Below are 17,621 nucleotides of genomic sequence, written 5' to 3'. Positions count from 1 at the left end.
AAGCAATGCCCTACGGTAAACATCGATATTTGAGATCGTCAACCTTCGGGAGGTAAAGTGCGTCCCATGACAGGAACTCCCCGCGTCGACACGGCCCGGCTCATGGAGACGCTCTCGTTGTCCCTCGGCGCCTACTACGGCGACTTCACGGTCGCCGCGGCGAGCGAGAACCTCACGGCGAGCCAGGGCAAGGCGCTGACCGTGCTGCGCCGGGGCCCCGCCGCGATGCGGGCCCTGGCCACCACCCTGACCTGCGACGCCTCCAACATGACCGGGATCGTCGACCGGCTGGAGAAGCGCGGCCTGGTCCGCCGCGAGGCCAGCCCGTCCGACCGGCGCGTCAAGAACGTCGTGCTCACCGACGAGGGCGAGCGGGTCGCCGACGGCATCCGCGCGAAGATGCGCCTCACGCAGGGCGGCCTGGACCGGCTCGACGACGCGGAGCGCGCCGCCCTGCACGAGCTGCTGGAGCGCGTCTTCCTCACGCCGCCCGCCGACTGACGGCCGCGGGCCTCCTCAGCGGCGGCTCCCCGGGGTGTACGGCGAGTGCCGCACACCCCGGGTGCGCACGGCACGGGAGCGGTAGACGACGTACGGGCGGGTCAGATAGCCGAGCGGCACGGCGAAGGCGTGCACGAGGCGGCTGAAGGGCCACAGCGCGAAGAGCGCCATGCCGAGCAGCGCGTGCAACTGGTACGCGAACGGCGCGGCGGACATCGCGGAGACGTCCGGGTCCAGGGCGAACAGCGAGCGGAACCAGACGGAGACGCCCAGCCGGTAGTCGTAGGGGTCGGGGACGGCGGTCGTCACGGTGGCCGCCATGCCCGCCAGCAGGGCGGCGGCCAGCAGCGGATGGACGAGCCGGTCGCTGCGGCTGGTGGCGGCGCGCACGGCCGGGACGCTGAGGCGCCGGTACAGCAGGACGCCCAGTCCCGCGAGAGTGGCGAGCCCGGCCGTCCCGCCCAGGAGCAGGGCGCTGTCGTGGTACAGCCACTCGTGGACGTGCACCCGCTCGGTGAAGGACTCCGGGACGAGGAGCCCCGCGAGGTGCCCGCCGATCACCATGAACAGGCCGAAGTGGAACAGCGGGCCGCCGATGCTCAGCAGGCGGTGCTCGTGGAGCTGGCTGGAGCGGGTGGTGAAGCCGAAGCGGTCGTAGCGGTGGCGCCAGGCGGACCCCGCCACGAAGACGGTCAGGACGAGGTACGGCAGGACGCCCCACAGGGCGGTGTGCAGGTGGCTCATCGAGGGGTCTCCTGGGGCGGCGGCGACTGCGGGGACCGGACGGCGGGGAACGGCAGCAGGCCCACGGACTCGGTGGGCGGTCCCGTGCGGGCCAGGCGCAGCGCCGCGGCACGGTCGGCGGGCGAGGCGCCGGGCAGGGTGCGGCAGACCCCTTCGAGCACGTCGGCGTAGGGGCTGCGGTGGCTGACGAGCGCGAGGCGGAGCAGTTCGACGGCGGCCCGGTCGTCCTGGAGGGCACGGCGGCCCGGGGCCGGACAGCGGGCGGCGAACTCCAGGGCCAGGGGCAGGAAGTCGGGCAGTTCGTCGGCGGGCGGCTGCCAGCCGTGGCGCAGGTAGAGGCGGCGCCGGGCGAGCAGGGCGGCGCCGCGCCTGCGGGTGTCGCCCTCGGTGTAGTAGCTGAGGTGGAGGGTGCGGCGGCGGCTGCGGTCGAAGGTGGCGACGTAGCGCGCGGACAGCTCCAGCTGCGGGATCCCGGCGACGGCTCCGCAGAACCGCAGCAGCGCGGCGGGCGCCTCGCCCGGCAGCCCCGCGAGCGCGGTGCGCACGAGGTTCAGGCGCTCCGGCCAGTCGTCGTCGGGGTGCTGGAGGAGCAGGGACGCCGCCTGGTGGACGGCGGTGCGGGCCCCGCCCATGTCAGCCCGCCTCCGGGCGGCTCGGGAAGAGTCCTTCAGGACGGCCCCTGCCGTTCCAGTCGAGGAGGTTGACGCGGCCGAGCAGCGACTCCCTGGCCCCCGGCGGCTCCGGGGCCCCCGAGGGGGCGGCGGCCGGGGAGGCGCCGAGCGGGGCGTGGAACGCGTCGGCGCCGTACATGCCGGGGCCGCCCTCGTGGTCGAGGCTGCACCCGTCCCCGTCGGAGCGCGCCTCGTCGGGGACGGCGGTACTGGTCGGGATGACGTACCGGTCCTCGTACTTGGCGAGGGCCAGCAGCCGGTACATCGCCTCGATGCCGGGTCCTTCCATGCCGACCGCGCGGGCGATCGCCGGGTCCCGCTCCTCGCCCAGGTTGACGCGCCGCATGTGGCTGCGCATCGCGGCGAGCCGGCACAGCGCGGCCTCCACCGGCCCGGGGTCCCCCGCCGTGAACAGCTCCGCGAGGTAGCCGACGGGGATGCGCAGCGAGTCGATCGCGGCGAACAGCTTGGCCGGGTCCTCGCCGTCGTGGCCCGTCGCGGTCAGCGACTCCACGACCGGGGAGAGCGGGGGCACGTACCAGACCATCGGCATCGTGCGGTACTCCGGGTGCAGCGGCAGCGCGACCCGGTAGGTGCTGATGAGGGCCCGGACGGGCGAGCGGCGGGCGGCGGTGACCCAGTCGTGCGGAATGCCGCAGCGCTCGGCCTCGGCGGCCACCTCGGGGTCGTCCGGATCGAGGAAGCAGCCGAGCTGCGCCTCGTACAGGTCCTTCTCGTCGGGCACGGACGCGGCCTCGCCCACCCTGTCGGCGTCGTAGAGGACCACGCCGAGGTAGCGCAGGCGGCCCACGCAGGTCTCGGAGCAGACGGTGGGCTGTCCGGCCTCGATGCGCGGGTAGCACAGGGTGCACTTCTCGGCCTTGCCGGTGGAGTGGTTGAAGTACACCTTCTTGTACGGGCAGCCGCTGACGCACATGCGCCAGCCCCGGCAGCGGTCCTGGTCGACGAGGACGACGCCGTCCTCGATGCGCTTGTAGAGGGCGCCCGAGGGGCAGACGGCGACGCACGACGGGTTGAGGCAGTGCTCGCAGATGCGCGGCAGGTAGAACATGAACGCCTCCTCGTACTCCAGGCGCACCCGCTCGTTCATCTTCTTCAGGACGGGGTCGTCCGCGAGGTGTTCGGGGCCGCCGCCGAGGTCGTCGTCCCAGTTGGGGCCCCAGGTGACGGCGGTGGGGCGGCCGTCGACCAGGGAGCGCGGCGGCGCGGTGGGCACGTCGTCGCCCAGCGGGGCGGCGATCAGGTTCTCGTAGTCGTACGTCCAGGGCTCGTAGTAGTCCTGGAGCGAGGGGAGTTCGGGGTTGGCGAAGAGGCAGGCGAGGCGGCGGGCCCGGCCGCCGCTGCGGGGCACGAGGCGGCCGCGCCTGAGCTGCCAGCCGCCGCGCCACTTCTCCTGGTCCTCGTGTCCCCTGGGGTAGCCAAGTCCCGGGCGGGTCTCGACGTTGTTGAACCAGACGTACTCGGTGCCCTGCCGGTTGGTCCAGGTCTGCTTGCAGGTGACCGAGCAGGTGTGGCAGCCGATGCACTTGTCGAGGTTCATGACCATGGCGATCTGTGCCATGACGCGCATGTCTGTACTCCTAGTACGTGACGTCCTGCGAGCGGCGCCGGATCACGGTCACCGCGTCGCGCTGGTTCCCCGTGGGGCCGTAGTAGTTGGGGGCGAAGCTCAGTTGGGCGTGGCCGCCGATCAGGTGGGTGGGTTTGATCAGCAGCCGGGTCAGCGAGTTGTGGACGCCGCCGCGCCGCCCCGTGGTCTGCGACTTGGGGACGTTCACCAGGCGTTCCTGCACGTGGTACATGAAGACGGTGCCGGTGGGCATGCGGTGCGAGACGACGGCGCGGGCGACGACGACGCCGTTGGCGTTGACCGCCTCGATCCAGTCGTTGTCGGCGACGCCGATGGCGTCCGCGTCGCCGGGGCTGAGCCAGATGACGGGACCGCCGCGCGCCAGGGCCTGCATGAGCAGGTTCTCCTGGTACTCCGAGTGGATGGACCACTTGGAGTGCGGGGTGAGGTAGCGGACGGTCACCGACAGCTGGCCCGACCCGTCGTCACGGGGCTGTTCGCCGAGCGCGGCGAGGTCCAACGGTGGCCTGTAGGCGGGGAGTTGTTCGCCGAACTCGCGGATCCACTCGTGGTCGAGGTAGAAGTGCTGGCGCCCGGTGAGGGTGTGCCAGGGCTTGCGGTGCTCGGTGTTGACGGTGAACGGGGAGTAGCGGCGGTCGGGGCCCTCCTTGCCGGACCACTCGAAGCTGGCGCCGACCTGGACGGGGCGGGCCTGAGTGTCGCCGAAGACGATGCGGCGCTCGGCGACGGAGGCCGCGAGCGCTTCGAAGTCGCTGTCCGTGCCGCAGCGTTCGGCGAGCCGCCGGAAGCCCTCGGCGGCGACGCGGCCGTTGGTGGTGCCGGAGAGCGCGAGGATCGCCTCGCAGAGTTTGACGTCGGTGTCCAGCAGGGGCCTGCCCCTGGCGGGACCCGTGGGAGCCGTGCCGCAGCGGGCGGCGAGCCAGCGGACCTCGGGCCCGGTGCGGACGGTGACCCCGCGCACCCGCATGCCGCGCTCGTCCAACAGGGGCCCGACGGCGGCGAGTTGGTCGGCCAGCGCGGTGTAGTCGCGGGTGACCAGCGCGTACTGGGGTTCGGTCGGCCCGTCCGGCGGGGCCTCGGCGGGCGTGTCGTGCTGGAGCGCGGTGGCGACCAGGTCGTGTGCAGTGCCCAGGCGGCCCTCGGCGAGGCGGCTCACCTCGCGGGCGAGGCCGTGGAAGATCTCGAAGTCGGTGCGGGCCTGCCAGGGCGGGCTGATCGCCGGGGAGAAGGCGTGCACGTAGGGGTGCATGTCGGTGCTGGAGAGGTCGTGCTTCTCGTACCAGGTTGCGGCGGGCAGCACCAGGTCGGCGAAGAGGGTGGTGGAGGTCATGCGGAAGTCGAGCGCGAGCAGCAGGTCGAGCTTGCCGCGCGGGGCCTCCTCGCGCCAGGTGACCTCGCGGGGCCGCAGTCCTTCGGGGGTCTCGGCGGCGCTGGCGCCGTCGTCGGCCCCGAGCAGGTGGCGCAGGAAGTACTCGTTGCCCTTGGCGGACGAGCCGATGAGGTTGGCCCGCCACACGGTCAGGACGCGCGGCCAGTTGGCCGGGTCGTCGGGGTCGTCGCAGGCGAACGAGAGGCGTCCCGCGTCGCGCTGTTCGGCGACCCAGCGGGCGGGGTCGACGCCCGACTCGTGGGCGCGGCGGCCCAGTTCGAGCGGGTTGGCGCCGAAGGTGGGGTACGAGGGCATCCAGCCGCGCCGCGCGGAGCGGGCGACCAGGTCGGCGGTGTGCGTGCGGTCGAAGGCGCCGGTGCCGGTCGGCGAGGCCAGCCGGCCCGCGGAGAAGGGGTCGTAGCGCCACTGGTCGGTGTGGACGTACCAGTAGGGCGTGCCGGCCATCTGGCGCGACGGCCCGGCCCAGTCGGCCGCCGTCGCCATCTGCTGCCAGCCCGCGTAGGGGCGGACCTTCTCCTGCCCGACGTAGTGCGCCCAGCCGCCGCCGTTGACGCCCTGGCAGCCGGTCAGCAGCAGGAGGGTGAGGAAGGAACGGTAGGTGGTGTCGGAGTGGAACCAGTGGTTGGTGCCCGCACCCATCACGATCATGCAGCGGCCGTCGGTCTGTTCGGCGGTGCGCGCGAACTCGCGGGCCGCGCGCACCGCCGCGTTGGCGGACACCGAGGTCACGGCCTCCTGCCAGGCCGGGGTGCAGGGGACCGAGGCGTCCTCGTAGGAGGTCGGCCAGTCGCCTTCGAGGCCGGGCCGCCCGACGCCGTACTGGGCGAGGAGCAGGTCGAAGACGGTGGTGACGAGCCGTCCCCCGACGCGCCGCACCGGGACCTCGCGGGTGAGGGTGTCCCCCTGACCGGCGCCGCCCTCCCCCCGGTCGACGCCGTCGAAGCGGGGCAGCAGCACGCGTGCCCGCACGTCCGTGGTGCCGTACAGCGAGAGCCGCGGTTCGACGTCGCCGAGGTCGAGGTTCCAGCGGCCCTCGCCGCCCTTGGCCCAGCGGTCCCCGAGGGTGCCGTTCGGCACGACGGGCCCGCCGGTCGCGGAGTCCAGCAGGACGGGCATCCAGCGGCGGGCCGCCTCCTCGGCGCCCTCCGCGAGCCCGAGGTCGGCGGCGGTCACGAAGCGCCCGGGGGTGTGCGCGTCGCCCCGCTCCGCCAGTTCGACCAGGAACGGCAGGTCGGTGAACCGGCGTACGTAGTCGGTGAAGTAGGGCACCCGCCGGTCGACGAAGCACTCCTTGAGTACCACGTGCCCCATCGCCATGGCGAGCGCCCCGTCGGTGCCGGGGTGCGGGTGCAGCCACTCGTCGGCGAACTTGGTGGCGTCGGCGTAGTCGGGCGAGACCACGACGACCTTCTGGCCCCGGTAACGGGCCTCGGCCATCCAGTGCGCGTCGGGGGTGCGGGTGACCGGGACGTTGGAGCCCCACAGCATCAGGTACGCCGCGTCCCACCAGTCGCCCGACTCCGGCACGTCGGTCTGGTCGCCGAAGACCTGCGGGGACGCGACGGGCAGGTCGGCGTACCAGTCGTAGAAGGAGAGCATCGGGGCGCCGATCAGCGCGTGGAAGCGGGCGCCGACCGCGTGCGAGGCCATCGACATGGCGGGGATGGGCGAGAAGCCCGCGATGCGGTCGGGGCCGTGCTCCTGGAGCGTGTGCACGTGCGCGGCGGCGGCGATCTCCAGGGCCTCCTGCCAGCCGATGCGCACGAGGCCGCCCTTGCCGCGCGCGGACTGGTAGCGCCTGCGCCGGTCGGGGTCGCCGGTCAGCTCCGCCCAGGCGGCCACCGGGTCGCCGCCGTGGCGCCGCTTGGCCTCCCGGTACATCTCGACGAGGACGCCGCGCGCGTGCGGGTGGCGCACGCGCGTCGGCGAGTAGGTGTACCAGGAGAAGGAGGCGCCCCTGGGGCAGCCGCGCGGTTCGTACTCGGGCCGGTCGGGGCCCGTGGTGGGGTAGTCGGTGGCCTGGGTCTCCCAGGTGATGAGCCCGTCCTTGACGTACACCTGCCAGGAACAGGAACCGGTGCAGTTCACTCCGTGCGTGGAGCGCACCACCTTGTCGTGTGCCCACCGCTCGCGGTACGGGGCGTCGTTGACGCCCTGGTCGCTCCTGAAGACGGCCCTGTTGTCGGGTGTGACGGCCGCCGTCCTGCGGAGCAGCTTCCCCGCTTCGAGCAGCCGCTCGGCCGCGTCGTCGGCGGCCCGCGCCGCCCTGCCCTTGATCCTGCCGCGCCCCACGGCCATCACGCTCCTTCGCGCCGCGCACGACCGGGCACGGCGTCACCGGAACTCCGGGACGCGCCCGGACCGCGTCACAGGCGCCACCTTCCTCCCTTCCTCCGGGGTAAGCGGAATCGTTTTCCGGCCACTTGGATGTACTGAGAATCCATTTTTACCGGGCGTTGGGGAAGGCGCGTGAAAGGGTTGACCTTCAGGCGTCTTGAGGCCCGTAGCGCGCCCTGTGCCACGCCACCTGTCCGGCGGTCATCGACGACGAGATCTTGTGGACGTCGCCGACGAGGCCCTTGCCGCGCCGCCCGGACGGGCCCCAGTCGCGGAAGGCCGTGACGGACACCTGGGAGGCGGGCTGCCAGTGCAGCGTGAAGGCCGGTTCGTTGGCGTCCGGCACGTCCTCCAGGCACACGCCGCGGTTCGCCAGCAGCCGCGCCAGCTTGTCGAAGCGCAGATGGCGGTCGAAGCGGCCGTAGCGCTCGCGGAGCGCCGCGTTGACGAGGCCGCCGCCTCCGTGCGCGAGCCGGTGCACCTGGAGGGAGAAGTGGTGCCCCACCCACGGGTGGTCGGGCGACTCCCGGAGCCAGAAGAACTCGACCAGCCCGTAGTCGCGCCACATGCTGAGGTCGTCGAGGGAGTTCTCGGCGAAGTCGGTGCCCAGGAGCGCGCTGACCCGGTCGGGGGTGTCGGTCGGCCGGGCGCCGAGCACCGTCGCGGACGTGACCACGTCCACGTAGAAGGCGAGGGAGTGCGGAGTCAGCGGTTCTCTCCTTGACTGGGGCGGCCGGGTCGGCGCGGACGTTCGCCGCACCCTACGCACCCGCGTGAGCGCGCGCATCCCCGATTTCCCCTGTCACCCGGTGTCAGCGCGGTGAGAGCGGCACGCGCCGCGATCTGACAGCGCCCCGCGCTGCAATGGGCACACCACCGCGGGGCCGCCGGGGCCCCTGCCGGACCGGTCGGCGTCCCGGTGGCACGGAAGGGAGCACCCCATGACCCACAAGCCCGAACTGGCCACGCTCGCGGACGAGATCCTGGAGCTGGAGTCGGAGACCTTCGAGATCGCCGACTACTCCGACGCGTCCGAGGTCGTCCTCGCGGGCTCGACGTCGTGCTCGTCGACCTCCACCTGCTCCGCCACCACCAGCACCACCTCCTGCAGCGCCTGACGGCGGGCGGCACCTCCGTCCGGCGGGCACCGCCCGGCACGACGGGCGGTGCCCGCCGCCGTCCGTCCCGATGACGCCGCCGTCCGTCCCGATGCCGTCGGCCGTCCCGGTGCCCGCCGCCCCGCTAGCGGCACTCCGGGCACAGTCCCCGGTACGTGACCTCCACCCCGGACACCGCGAAGCCGAACCGCTCCTCGACCGGCAGCCCGGCCAGCGGGTCGCCCGCCGGGTGCACGTCGCGGATCTCGCCGCACCCCGAGCAGACCAGGTGCTGGTGCGGGCGGTGCGCGTTCGGGTCGTAGCGCTTGGCACGGCCGTCGGTGGAGAGTTCCACGACCTCGCCGAGCGAGACCATCTCCCCCAGGGTGTTGTAGACGGTGGCCCGGGAGATCTCCGGCAGCCGCTCCGCCGCGCGGGCGTGCACCTCGTCGGCCGTCAGGTGCACGCAGTCGCCGTCGAGGACCTCGGCGACGACACGCCGCTGGCAGGTCACCCGCCAGCCGCGCCCCCGGAGCCGTTCCAACAGGTCGCTCATGTGGATTACCCATTCAGGCTCGTTGAAGTACCCGGATTTTAGCGGTAGTCGTATAGCTTCTGACTCGATTCGGAACAGGTGTGCTTCTTGACCTGGACTCCGTCGATCGTAGGATCGATCGCAGCGCAGGCCAAGGGAGCGGAAAGTCCGGTACGGCGGGAGACTGACGACATGACGGGACCACTGCGGACGTGACCAGCGGTGCTGTCCGGCGGACGGCCGACGCGCGGGGCGCGCGCCCCGGGACCGAGCGGGATGTCGGCCCTTTCGACATCGAGGCACCCACCCGCCTCCCCGGTGTGCGCGTTCGGACAACAAGCCGTTCCAGGATCGGCAATTTCCGTACCGACAACTCGTGTACCAACAGCACCTGTAGATACAGCTTCTGAACGATGCGACCCGCTCGGCCCGGAAGGAACCCTCATGTCTGAGAACCACGACGCGATCGTCACCGACCCGAAAACGGAGGAAGCAAGCGGTGGCTGCCCCGTCGCGCACGAGCGCGCGCCGCACCCCACGCAGGGCGGTGGAAACCGCCAGTGGTGGGCCGATCGCCTCAACCTGAAGATCCTCGCGAAGAACCCGGCCGTGGCGAACCCGCTCGGCGACGACTTCGACTACGCGGCGGCCTTCGAGGCCCTCGACCTGGCGGCCGTGAAGCGGGACGTCGCGGAGGTGCTCACCACCTCGCAGGACTGGTGGCCCGCCGACTTCGGCCACTACGGCCCGCTGATGATCCGCATGGCCTGGCACAGCGCCGGTACGTACCGCATCAGCGACGGCCGCGGCGGCGCGGGCGCCGGGCAGCAGCGCTTCGCCCCGCTCAACAGCTGGCCGGACAACGCCAACCTCGACAAGGCCCGCCGTCTGCTGTGGCCGGTCAAGAAGAAGTACGGCCAGTCGATCTCCTGGGCCGACCTGCTGATCCTCACCGGCAACGTCGCGCTGGAGTCGATGGGCTTCAAGACCTTCGGCTTCGCGGGCGGCCGCCCGGACGTGTGGGAGTCCGAGGAGGACGTCTACTGGGGCCCCGAGACCACCTGGCTCGGCGACGAGCGCTACACCGGCGACCGCGAGCTGGAGAGCCCGCTCGGCGCCGTCCAGATGGGCCTCATCTACGTCAACCCCGAGGGCCCCAACGGCAACCCCGACCCGGTCGCCGCCGCCCGTGACATCCGCGAGACGTTCCGCCGCATGGCGATGAACGACGAGGAGACCGTCGCCCTCATCGCGGGCGGCCACACCTTCGGCAAGACCCACGGCGCGGGCCCGGCCGACAACGTCGGCGCCGACCCCGAGGCCGCCCCCCTGGACGAGCAGGGCCTGGGCTGGTCGAGCACCTACCGGAGCGGCAAGGGCGCCGACGCGATCACCTCCGGCCTGGAGGTCACCTGGACCACCACGCCCGCCAAGTGGAGCCACGACTTCTTCAAGCACCTCTTCGAGTACGACTACGAGCTGACGAAGAGCCCGGCCGGGGCCCACCAGTGGGTCGCCAAGGACGCCGAGGCGATCGTGCCCGACGCGTACGACGCGTCGAAGAAGCACCGGCCCACGATGCTCACCACCGACCTGTCGCTCCGCTTCGACCCGGTCTACGAGCAGATCTCGCGGCGCTTCTACGAGGACCCCGACGCGTTCGCGGACGCGTTCGCCCGCGCGTGGTTCAAGCTGACCCACCGCGACATGGGCCCGGTCGTGCGCTACCTCGGCCCCGAGGTGCCCGCCGAGACGCTGCTGTGGCAGGACCCGCTGCCCGAGCGCACCCACGAGACGATCGACGCGGCGGACGCCGCCGCCCTCAAGGAGCAGGTCCTCGGTACGGACCTGACCGTCCCGCAGCTCGTGTCCGCCGCGTGGGCCTCGGCCTCGTCCTTCCGCGGCAGCGACCTGCGCGGCGGCGCCAACGGCGCCCGCGTGCGCCTGGAGCCGCAGCAGGGCTGGGAGGTCAACAACCCCGACGACCTGGCGGCCGTCCTGCGCGTCCTGGAGGGCGTCCAGGAGTCCTTCAACTCCGCGCAGACCGGGCAGAAGCGGGTCTCGCTGGCCGACCTGATCGTCCTCGCGGGCGGCGCGGCGGTCGAGCAGGCCGCCAAGGACGGCGGCCTCGACGTCGAGGTGCCGTTCACGCCGGGCCGCGTCGACGCCTCGCAGGAGCAGACCGACGTCGAGTCGTTCGCCGCCCTGGAGCCTGCCGCGGACGGGTTCCGCAACTACGTCGGCAAGGGCAGCCGGCTGCGCGCCGAGTACCTGCTGCTCGACAAGGCGAACCTGCTGAACCTGAGCGCGCCCGAGATGACCGTCCTCGTCGGCGGCCTGCGCGTGCTGGGCGCCAACCACCAGCAGTCCAAGCACGGCGTCCTCACCGACAGGCCGGGCACGCTCACCAACGACTTCTTCGTCAACCTGCTCGACCTGGGCACGACGTGGAAGTCGACCTCGCAGGCGCAGGACACCTTCGAGGGCCGCGACGACTCGGGCGCGGTCAAGTGGACCGGCACCCGGGCCGACCTGGTGTTCGGCTCGAACTCCGAGCTGCGGGCGCTCGCCGAGGTGTACGCGAGCGACGACGCGAAGGAGAAGTTCGTGCGCGACTTCGTCGCGGCGTGGACCAAGGTGATGGAACTGGACAGGTTCGACCTGGCCTGATCCGTCGGACGGGGAAGGGGCCCGGTCGGGGTGCGTCGCACTCCGGCCGGGCCCCTTCCCCGTCGCCCGCTACCCGATCTCGCGCAGCGCGTTCGTCGCGCAGTGCACCTCTCCGCCGCCCAGGTGGGCCCAGGAGAAGTTCTCCACCCAGTGCACCCGCACGCCGTTCGCCGCGAGCCGCCGCTCGGCCTCCGTGCGGAACAGGTCGCGCCCGGCGAGCCTGGGGCCGTGCGGCGCGGGGGCCGCGAAGTCGGCGGCCGTCAGCGAGAGGCCGTTGGCCAGGGCCGGGGAGAAGGCCACGTGGCCGCCCTTCGAGCCCGGCGTGTCGTCCACCCGGAAGTAGAGCACCGGCAGCCGTACCAGCTCCGCCGCCTTCAGCCCGGTCGCCCGCAGCAGCACCCGCACCTGCTCGTCCACGCGGCGCGCCGCGTCCTCGTTGTCGCCCCTGGCCTCCTCGTGGCGCAGGAACTGGTCGACGGTGGGCTTGTCCTCCGCATCGGTGTCGGCGAACAGCCGCTGCCCGCCCTCCCCCGCCCGCCGGGCCTTCTCCAGCAGTCCGATCGCGAGGCGGGGGTCGGAGACGGCGAGGGTCCAGCCGCGCGCGTTGTCGGCGCGCACGACGTGCACGGTCTCGTCGGCGTGCCCGACCAGCAGCCACGAGGTGTCGAGCACCACGGGCGGCTGCTCGCCCTGGTCGCGCAGCATCCGCACGAACGAGGGGTCGGGGCGGCGGTCCGCCGAACTCCCGTACACCACACGGCCCTTGGGATAGCCCGCGTACGGGGGCAGCGATTCGATGTTCCCGGTGTAGTTGAGCAGCTCGTCGACGTTCTCGCCCGCGCGGTCGGTCGTGTACTGCTGGACGACGCCCACGCCCGGTCCGCGCAGGTCCTTGAAGAGGAGCCGGCCCGCGCGCCGCAGGCTCGCGCTCCTGCCGTCGGGCGACTTCCAGTAGTTCGGCGAGCGCAGCAGGATCCGCATCGTCCGCGGCCCGCCGGGTCCCGGCCTGGTGACGTAGCCGGGCTCGGCGATGTCCTGCCGCCAGACGTCCTTCCACCACCGGGCGCCGCCCGGCTGGAAGGTCAGTGCGCGGTCCGGCAGCCCGGCCGCGCGGGTCGCGGCGCGCAGCGACCCGGCGAACTCCGCCCACCGGCCGGGCACCCGGGTGGCGATCGGCACTTCGGCGGGCTGCCCAGGCCCCTTTCCCGGGGCGGCGGCGAAGACGTGCCGGGCGCGCTGGAGGTCGTGCTGGAGGAGGACGGGGGCGACGCTCATGCCGAGCCGGGTGCTGCCGGTGCGGCCCCGGTCCGTGACGGCGAGGGTCAGGGTGACGCGGCCGTCCCAGCGGGCGCGGTCGCGGACGACGTCCCGCCCCTCGACGGCGAGGCTCACTCCGTGGCGCAGTTGGCGCGCGGTCAGCGTCCCGTCGGAGCCGAGCGGTACGTACCGGCTGCCGTCCCGGACGAAGATCCGTACGTACGGCCGCTGCGCGGCGGGCAGCGTGAGCCTGCCTTCGGCCCCGCGCCCCACCGCCATGGGCGGCACCCGCAGCGGCGTGAGGTCCTCGGCGTCCTCGGGGCCGTTGACGACGGCGTCCGCGGCGTCGTGGCAGGCGGCGAGGCGTTCGTCCACCTTCACGTCCAGCCGGTCGAGGTCTCCGGGGCGCAGCGTGCAGCGCCGTGAGTCGTCGTCGAGGTTGGGCAGGAACACCGTGCCGAGCGGTGCCCTGATGCCGGGTGCGGGGGTCGGGGCCGGGGTCGCGTCCGCCCCGGCCGGGGTCGGTGCGGTGGCCGCCACCGCGGCGCAGCAGATGCCGATGGCCATGGCGCGCAGCGCCGGGCGGCGGCCTGGGGGAAGTGCGGTGGAGAAGCGCATGGGAACCTTCCGGGGCGGTGCCGTCGGGAAACCTGGATCGCTCTCCACTGTTCCGGCCGCCGCGCCCGGTCGCGTCCTGCGCAGGGGCGAGCCGCGGGTAGATCCTTCGATGCAGTGGCCGACGGGCCGGAGGTCCCTCAGAAGGAACTGTCCTTCGGAAAAAGCGGAGCAAGGAGGAGTACGCACTCCTTTCCACTTTCAACTTATAGCTCACGGGGGGCCTTGCGGCAAGGCCCCCCGCGTGACGCAAAATCATCGGCCTGGGCCCGAACCCGTTCGGTTCGGGTCCCGGCTCAATCCAATTGACAGGGGCTTTGATGATTGACGTGATCGTGGTCGGCGGCGGACCCACCGGCGTGATGCTGGCCGCCGAATTGCGGCTGCGCGGCGTCCACGCACTCGTGCTGGACAAGGACGCGGCGCCGACCGGGGTCGTCCGCGCACTCGGCCTGCATGTGCGCAGCCTCGAACTGATGGACCAGCGCGGTCTGTTGGAGCGCTTCCTGGAGCTCGGCACGCGGTACGAGGTCGGCGGCTTCTTCGCCGGGATCGACAAGCCGTGGCCGACGCGGATGGACACCGCGCACGGTTACGTGCTCGGCATTCCGCAGACCGTCACCGAGCGCCTGCTCACCGAGTACGCCACCGGCCTCGGCGTCGAGATCCGGCGCGGCAGCGAGCTGGTCGGGCTGAGCCAGGACGCCGAGGGCGTGACCGCCGAGCTGGCGGACGGCACGCGGCTGCGCTCGCGCTACCTCGTCGGCAGCGACGGCGGCCGCAGCACGGTGCGCAAGCTGCTCGGCGTCGGCTTCCCCGGCGAGCCCACGCGGGTGGAGACGCTGCTGGGCGAGGTGCGGCTGACGGCGACCCAGGAGGAGCTGGCGGCGGTCACGGCCGAGGTCCGCAAGACCCAGAAGCGGTTCGGCGCCATGCCGCTGGGCGAGGGCTACTTCCGGGTCGTCGCGCCCGCCGACGGGGTGGCGGAGGACCGTACGGTCCCGCCGACCCTGGAGGAGTTGAAGCGGCAGCTGGTCGCCGTGTCGGGCACCGACTTCGGGGTGCACTCGCCGCGCTGGCTCTCCCGCTTCGGCGACGCCACCCGGCAGGCCGAGCGCTACCGCGTGGGGCGGGTGCTGCTGGCGGGAGACGCGGCGCACGTCCACCCGCCGACCGGTGGGCAGGGGCTCAACCTCGGCATCCAGGACGCGTTCAACCTCGGCTGGAAGCTGGCCGCCGAGGTGGCGGGCTGGGCGCCGGACGACCTGCTGGACAGCTACGAGGGCGAGCGGCACCCGGTGGCCGCCGACGTGCTGGACAACACGCGCGCGCAGATGCAGCTGATGTCCACCGAGCCGGGGCCGCAGTCCGTGCGCCGGCTGCTGACCGAGCTGATGGACTTCGAAGAGGTCAACCGGTACCTGATCGAGAAGATCACCGCGGTCGGGGTGCGCTACGACTTCGGCGGGGGCCACGAGCTGCTCGGCAGGCGGCTGCGGGACGTCCCCCTGAAGCGGGGACGGCTGTACGAGCTGATGCGCGGCGGGCGCGGGCTGCTGCTCGACCAGACGGGCCGTCTCTCGGTCGACGGCTGGGCCGACCGGGTCGACCACGTCGTGGACGTCAGCGAGGAGTTGGACGTACCGGCGGTGCTGCTGCGGCCCGACGGGCACGTGGCGTGGGTCGGCGAGGACCAGGCCGGGCTGACGGCCGTGCTGCCGCGCTGGTTCGGCGCGCGCGTCGGCTGATCGCGGGGCGGTCGCCCGGCGGGGCCCGTACGCGTGCGTACGGGCCCCGCCGGGTGCGCGCCTCCCGTGCGGGCCCGCCGGGTGTGTCCTGCTCCCGTACGGGTCCCGCGCGGTTCGCCGTCCGTCAGTCCGCCGTCCAGTGCCGCAGCTTCTCCGGGTTCCGTACGGCCCACAGGGTCTTGATCCGGTCGCCCGCGAAGTCGAACGCGAGCACCGACGTGGTGACGCCGTCCTCCTGGACGACCAGGCCCGGCTGGCCGTTGACCGTGCGCTCCAGGACCGTCTGGCCCGTCGCCGCGCTGGTGGCCGCGATCAGGTAGCGGGCGATCTGCTCGCCGCCGCCGATGGGGCGGAACGCCGCGTCGGCCACGCCGCCGCCGTCGGCGCGGCCCGTGGCGTCGGGGTCGAGCAGCCCGACGAGGGCATCGATGTCCTTGGCCTCCCAGGCCCGTTTGAACCCCCTGACGAGGTCGGCCCGCCGGGCCTTCGTGGTCGCGGGCCCGCGCGCCGCGCCGATGCGGCGGCGCGCCGACGAGGCCAGCTGACGGCAGGCCGCGGGCGACCGGCCGACGATCTCGGCGACTTCGGCGAAGGGGTAGCGGAAGACGTCGTGGAGGACGAATGCGACGCGTTCGGCCGGGGTCATCGCGTCCAGCACGACGAGGAACGCCATGCTGACCGACTCGTCGAGCGTGACCCGGTCGGCCGGGTCCGCCGTCGGCCCTTCGGACCGCCCGCCGCCCCACTCCGTACGGTCGGGCAGCGGCTCGGGTATCCACTCGCCCACGTAGCGCTCCCTTCTGGCGCGCGCCGAGCCGAGCTGGTCGAGGCAGATCCGGCCCGCGACCTTCGTGAGCCAGGCGCCGGGGGACGCGATGGCCCCCTGCTGCCGCGGTGACATGGCGTACCAGCGGGCGTACGTCTCCTGGACGGCGTCCTCGGCGTCGGCGAGCGAACCGAGGAGCCGGTAGGCGAGGTTGATCAGCTTGCGCCGCTCGCCGACGATCGCGCTCAGCCCGGCGTCGGGCCCGTCGCCCTCCCGCCCGTCCCGCTCGCCCCGTGCTTCCCGCCCGTCCCGCTCTGGCGTGGTCTTCATGGTGTCGCCGCTCCCTCGGCCGGTGCCTTCTCCATCCGTACGACGAGGCAGCCCCGCGGAATGTGAGGTCACCGTGCCGCCTCACGTTCCGCGGGGCTGCCTCGTCGTACTGCCGGGACGGCGAAACCGGTCCCGCGAACAGCCGTCACGAATGGAGAGCCCCATGGAACCCCGCTTCGACTTCCTGACCAACCCGGGCACGGCGAAGGTGCTGAAGCACCTCGTCGCGGCCGGCCGGGAGGCCGCCGGGTCGGCGCTGCCGCCCGCGACCCAGCAGTTGGTGGTGCTCCGCGCCAGCCAGGTCAACGGCTGCGGCTACTGCGTCGACATGCACACCAAGGACGCCGAGCACGCCGGGGAGAGCCCGCAGCGGCTCCACCTGGTGGCCGCCTGGCGCGAGGCCACCGTCTTCACCGACGCCGAGCGGGCCGCGCTGGAGCTCTCCGAGCAGGGCACCCGGATCGCCGACGCGGCGGGCGGCGTCCCCGACGAGGTCTGGGCGAACGCCGCCGAGCACTACGACGAGGAGCAGCTGGGCGCCCTGGTCTCGCTGGTCTCGGTCATCAACGCCCTCAACCGGCTGAACGTGATGACCCGGCGCCCGGCGGGCGACTACCGGCCGGGACAGTTCGGCTGACCGAGCGCCCGCCCCTCCCCACCTTTTCGTCTTTCTCGTCCTGAGGAGCATCCAGCCATGTCGACCACCATCGAACTCGGCGAACTGACCGGCGACTACGTCCTCGACACCGCCCGCACCCGCGTCGGGTTCGTCGCCCGGCACACGCTGGGTTCCCGGGTGCGCGGGCACTTCGAGGAGTTCGAGGGCGGCGCGCGCCTCGACGGCGACCGGCCCGCACGGTCCAGTGCCTGGCTCGTGATCCGGGCCGCGAGCATCAGGACCGGCAACCGGCAGCGCGACGAGCAGCTGTGCGGCACGTTCCTGGACGCGGCCGGCCATCCTTCGCTCACCTTCGCCTCGGCGGAGGTGACGCGATTGGACGGGTCCCGTTTCCGGGTCACCGGCGATCTGACCATCCGCGGCACGACCAGGCCGGTCACGTTCGACCTGGAGCTGACCGGGGCGGGGAGCGAGCCGCACGGCGGCCACCGGGTCGCGTTCCGGGGCGGCGTCACCGTCGATCGCGGGGAGTGGGGCGTGAACTGGAACGCCCTGACCTCGCTCCTGCTGAGCCCGAAGGTGACGCTGGAGTTCGACGTCACCGCGATCCGGCAGCCCTGACCCGGGACCGAGCGGCCGGGGTCGGTCCAGTGCCAGGACCGGGAGGGGGCGGGGGCGGGGGCGGGCGCGGAGGGCGAAGGTCATCCGTCCGTCCTCGCCCGAACGGAC

Annotated in this window: 14 protein-coding genes; 6 read left to right on the top strand and 8 right to left on the bottom strand. The window is 72.9% G+C overall.

Annotation, left to right across the window (positions count from 1 at the left end; translation table 11 throughout):
• Nucleotides 1–66: 66 nt before the first annotated feature.
• Nucleotides 67–501 (top strand): MarR family winged helix-turn-helix transcriptional regulator, encoded by a 435-nt coding sequence (locus ACIBNE_RS04120; protein WP_399269248.1) that lies wholly within the window; start codon nt 67–69, stop codon nt 499–501.
• Between the two features lie 15 nt (nt 502–516).
• Here ACIBNE_RS04120 and narI read toward each other — a convergent pair whose 3' ends face one another.
• The 5 genes from narI to ACIBNE_RS04095 all read right to left on the bottom strand — a co-directional run bounded on the left by narI (nt 517) and on the right by ACIBNE_RS04095 (nt 8,015).
• On the bottom strand, nt 517–1,245 hold the full coding sequence (gene narI / locus ACIBNE_RS04115) for a respiratory nitrate reductase subunit gamma (protein ID WP_399269246.1): 729 nt from the start codon (nt 1,243–1,245) through the stop codon (nt 517–519).
• Nucleotides 1,242–1,877, bottom strand: coding sequence for a nitrate reductase molybdenum cofactor assembly chaperone (narJ, locus tag ACIBNE_RS04110; protein WP_399269244.1), 636 nt, complete (start codon nt 1,875–1,877; stop codon nt 1,242–1,244). Before narJ ends, narI begins: the two co-directional genes overlap by 4 nt.
• A gap of 1 nt (nt 1,878) precedes the next feature.
• Entirely contained in the window at nt 1,879–3,507 is a 1,629-nt protein-coding gene (narH, locus tag ACIBNE_RS04105; RefSeq protein WP_399269242.1) for a nitrate reductase subunit beta, read from the bottom strand.
• Between the two features lie 10 nt (nt 3,508–3,517).
• A complete protein-coding gene (locus ACIBNE_RS04100) occupies nt 3,518–7,216 on the bottom strand; it encodes a nitrate reductase subunit alpha (protein WP_399269240.1) in 3,699 nt (1,232 codons plus the stop codon).
• A gap of 187 nt (nt 7,217–7,403) precedes the next feature.
• Complete coding sequence (locus ACIBNE_RS04095) at nt 7,404–8,015, bottom strand: hypothetical protein (protein WP_399269238.1); 612 nt, start codon at nt 8,013–8,015, stop codon at nt 7,404–7,406.
• 181 nt (nt 8,016–8,196) lie between these two features.
• Here ACIBNE_RS04095 and ACIBNE_RS04090 point away from each other — a divergent pair, with 181 nt between their 5' ends.
• Nucleotides 8,197–8,373: a thiazolylpeptide-type bacteriocin gene (locus tag ACIBNE_RS04090; protein ID WP_399269236.1), complete on the top strand. Its 177-nt coding sequence runs from the start codon at nt 8,197–8,199 to the stop codon at nt 8,371–8,373.
• A 124-nt stretch (nt 8,374–8,497) separates the two neighbouring features.
• Here ACIBNE_RS04090 and ACIBNE_RS04085 read toward each other — a convergent pair whose 3' ends face one another.
• The gene (locus ACIBNE_RS04085; protein WP_399269234.1) at nt 8,498–8,908 is read right to left on the bottom strand and encodes a Fur family transcriptional regulator; all 411 of its coding nucleotides are present in this window, start codon (nt 8,906–8,908) and stop codon (nt 8,498–8,500) included.
• A 423-nt stretch (nt 8,909–9,331) separates the two neighbouring features.
• Between ACIBNE_RS04085 and katG the strand changes: the two genes are divergently transcribed.
• Complete coding sequence (gene katG, locus ACIBNE_RS04080; RefSeq protein ID WP_399269232.1) at nt 9,332–11,557, top strand: catalase/peroxidase HPI; 2,226 nt, start codon at nt 9,332–9,334, stop codon at nt 11,555–11,557.
• 69 nt (nt 11,558–11,626) lie between these two features.
• Here katG and ACIBNE_RS04075 read toward each other — a convergent pair whose 3' ends face one another.
• Nucleotides 11,627–13,432: a protein-arginine deiminase family protein gene (locus ACIBNE_RS04075; protein WP_399269230.1), complete on the bottom strand. Its 1,806-nt coding sequence runs from the start codon at nt 13,430–13,432 to the stop codon at nt 11,627–11,629.
• Between the two features lie 317 nt (nt 13,433–13,749).
• On the opposite strand from ACIBNE_RS04075, the gene rox reads away from it, so the two are divergent.
• The gene (gene rox / locus ACIBNE_RS04070) at nt 13,750–15,177 is read left to right on the top strand and encodes a rifampin monooxygenase (protein ID WP_399269227.1); all 1,428 of its coding nucleotides are present in this window, start codon (nt 13,750–13,752) and stop codon (nt 15,175–15,177) included.
• Nucleotides 15,178–15,301: 124 nt separating this feature from the next.
• Here the strand turns inward: rox and sigJ are convergent, their stop codons facing one another.
• Nucleotides 15,302–16,273, bottom strand: a complete 972-nt coding sequence (sigJ, locus tag ACIBNE_RS04065; RefSeq protein WP_399269225.1) for an RNA polymerase sigma factor SigJ — start codon at nt 16,271–16,273, stop codon at nt 15,302–15,304.
• Between the two features lie 163 nt (nt 16,274–16,436).
• Here sigJ and ACIBNE_RS04060 point away from each other — a divergent pair, with 163 nt between their 5' ends.
• Nucleotides 16,437–16,910 (top strand): carboxymuconolactone decarboxylase family protein, encoded by a 474-nt coding sequence (locus ACIBNE_RS04060; protein WP_399269223.1) that lies wholly within the window; start codon nt 16,437–16,439, stop codon nt 16,908–16,910.
• Nucleotides 16,911–16,967: 57 nt separating this feature from the next.
• Nucleotides 16,968–17,513, top strand: a complete 546-nt coding sequence (locus ACIBNE_RS04055; protein ID WP_399269221.1) for a YceI family protein — start codon at nt 16,968–16,970, stop codon at nt 17,511–17,513.
• Nucleotides 17,514–17,621 lie beyond the last annotated feature (108 nt).

Source organism: Streptomyces sp. NPDC050504 (assembly GCF_044458065.1).
Lineage (GTDB): Bacteria > Actinomycetota > Actinomycetes > Streptomycetales > Streptomycetaceae > Streptomyces.
The sequence above is the reverse complement of the archived record's forward strand: the minus strand, read 5'-3'. Positions and strand labels throughout refer to the sequence as shown.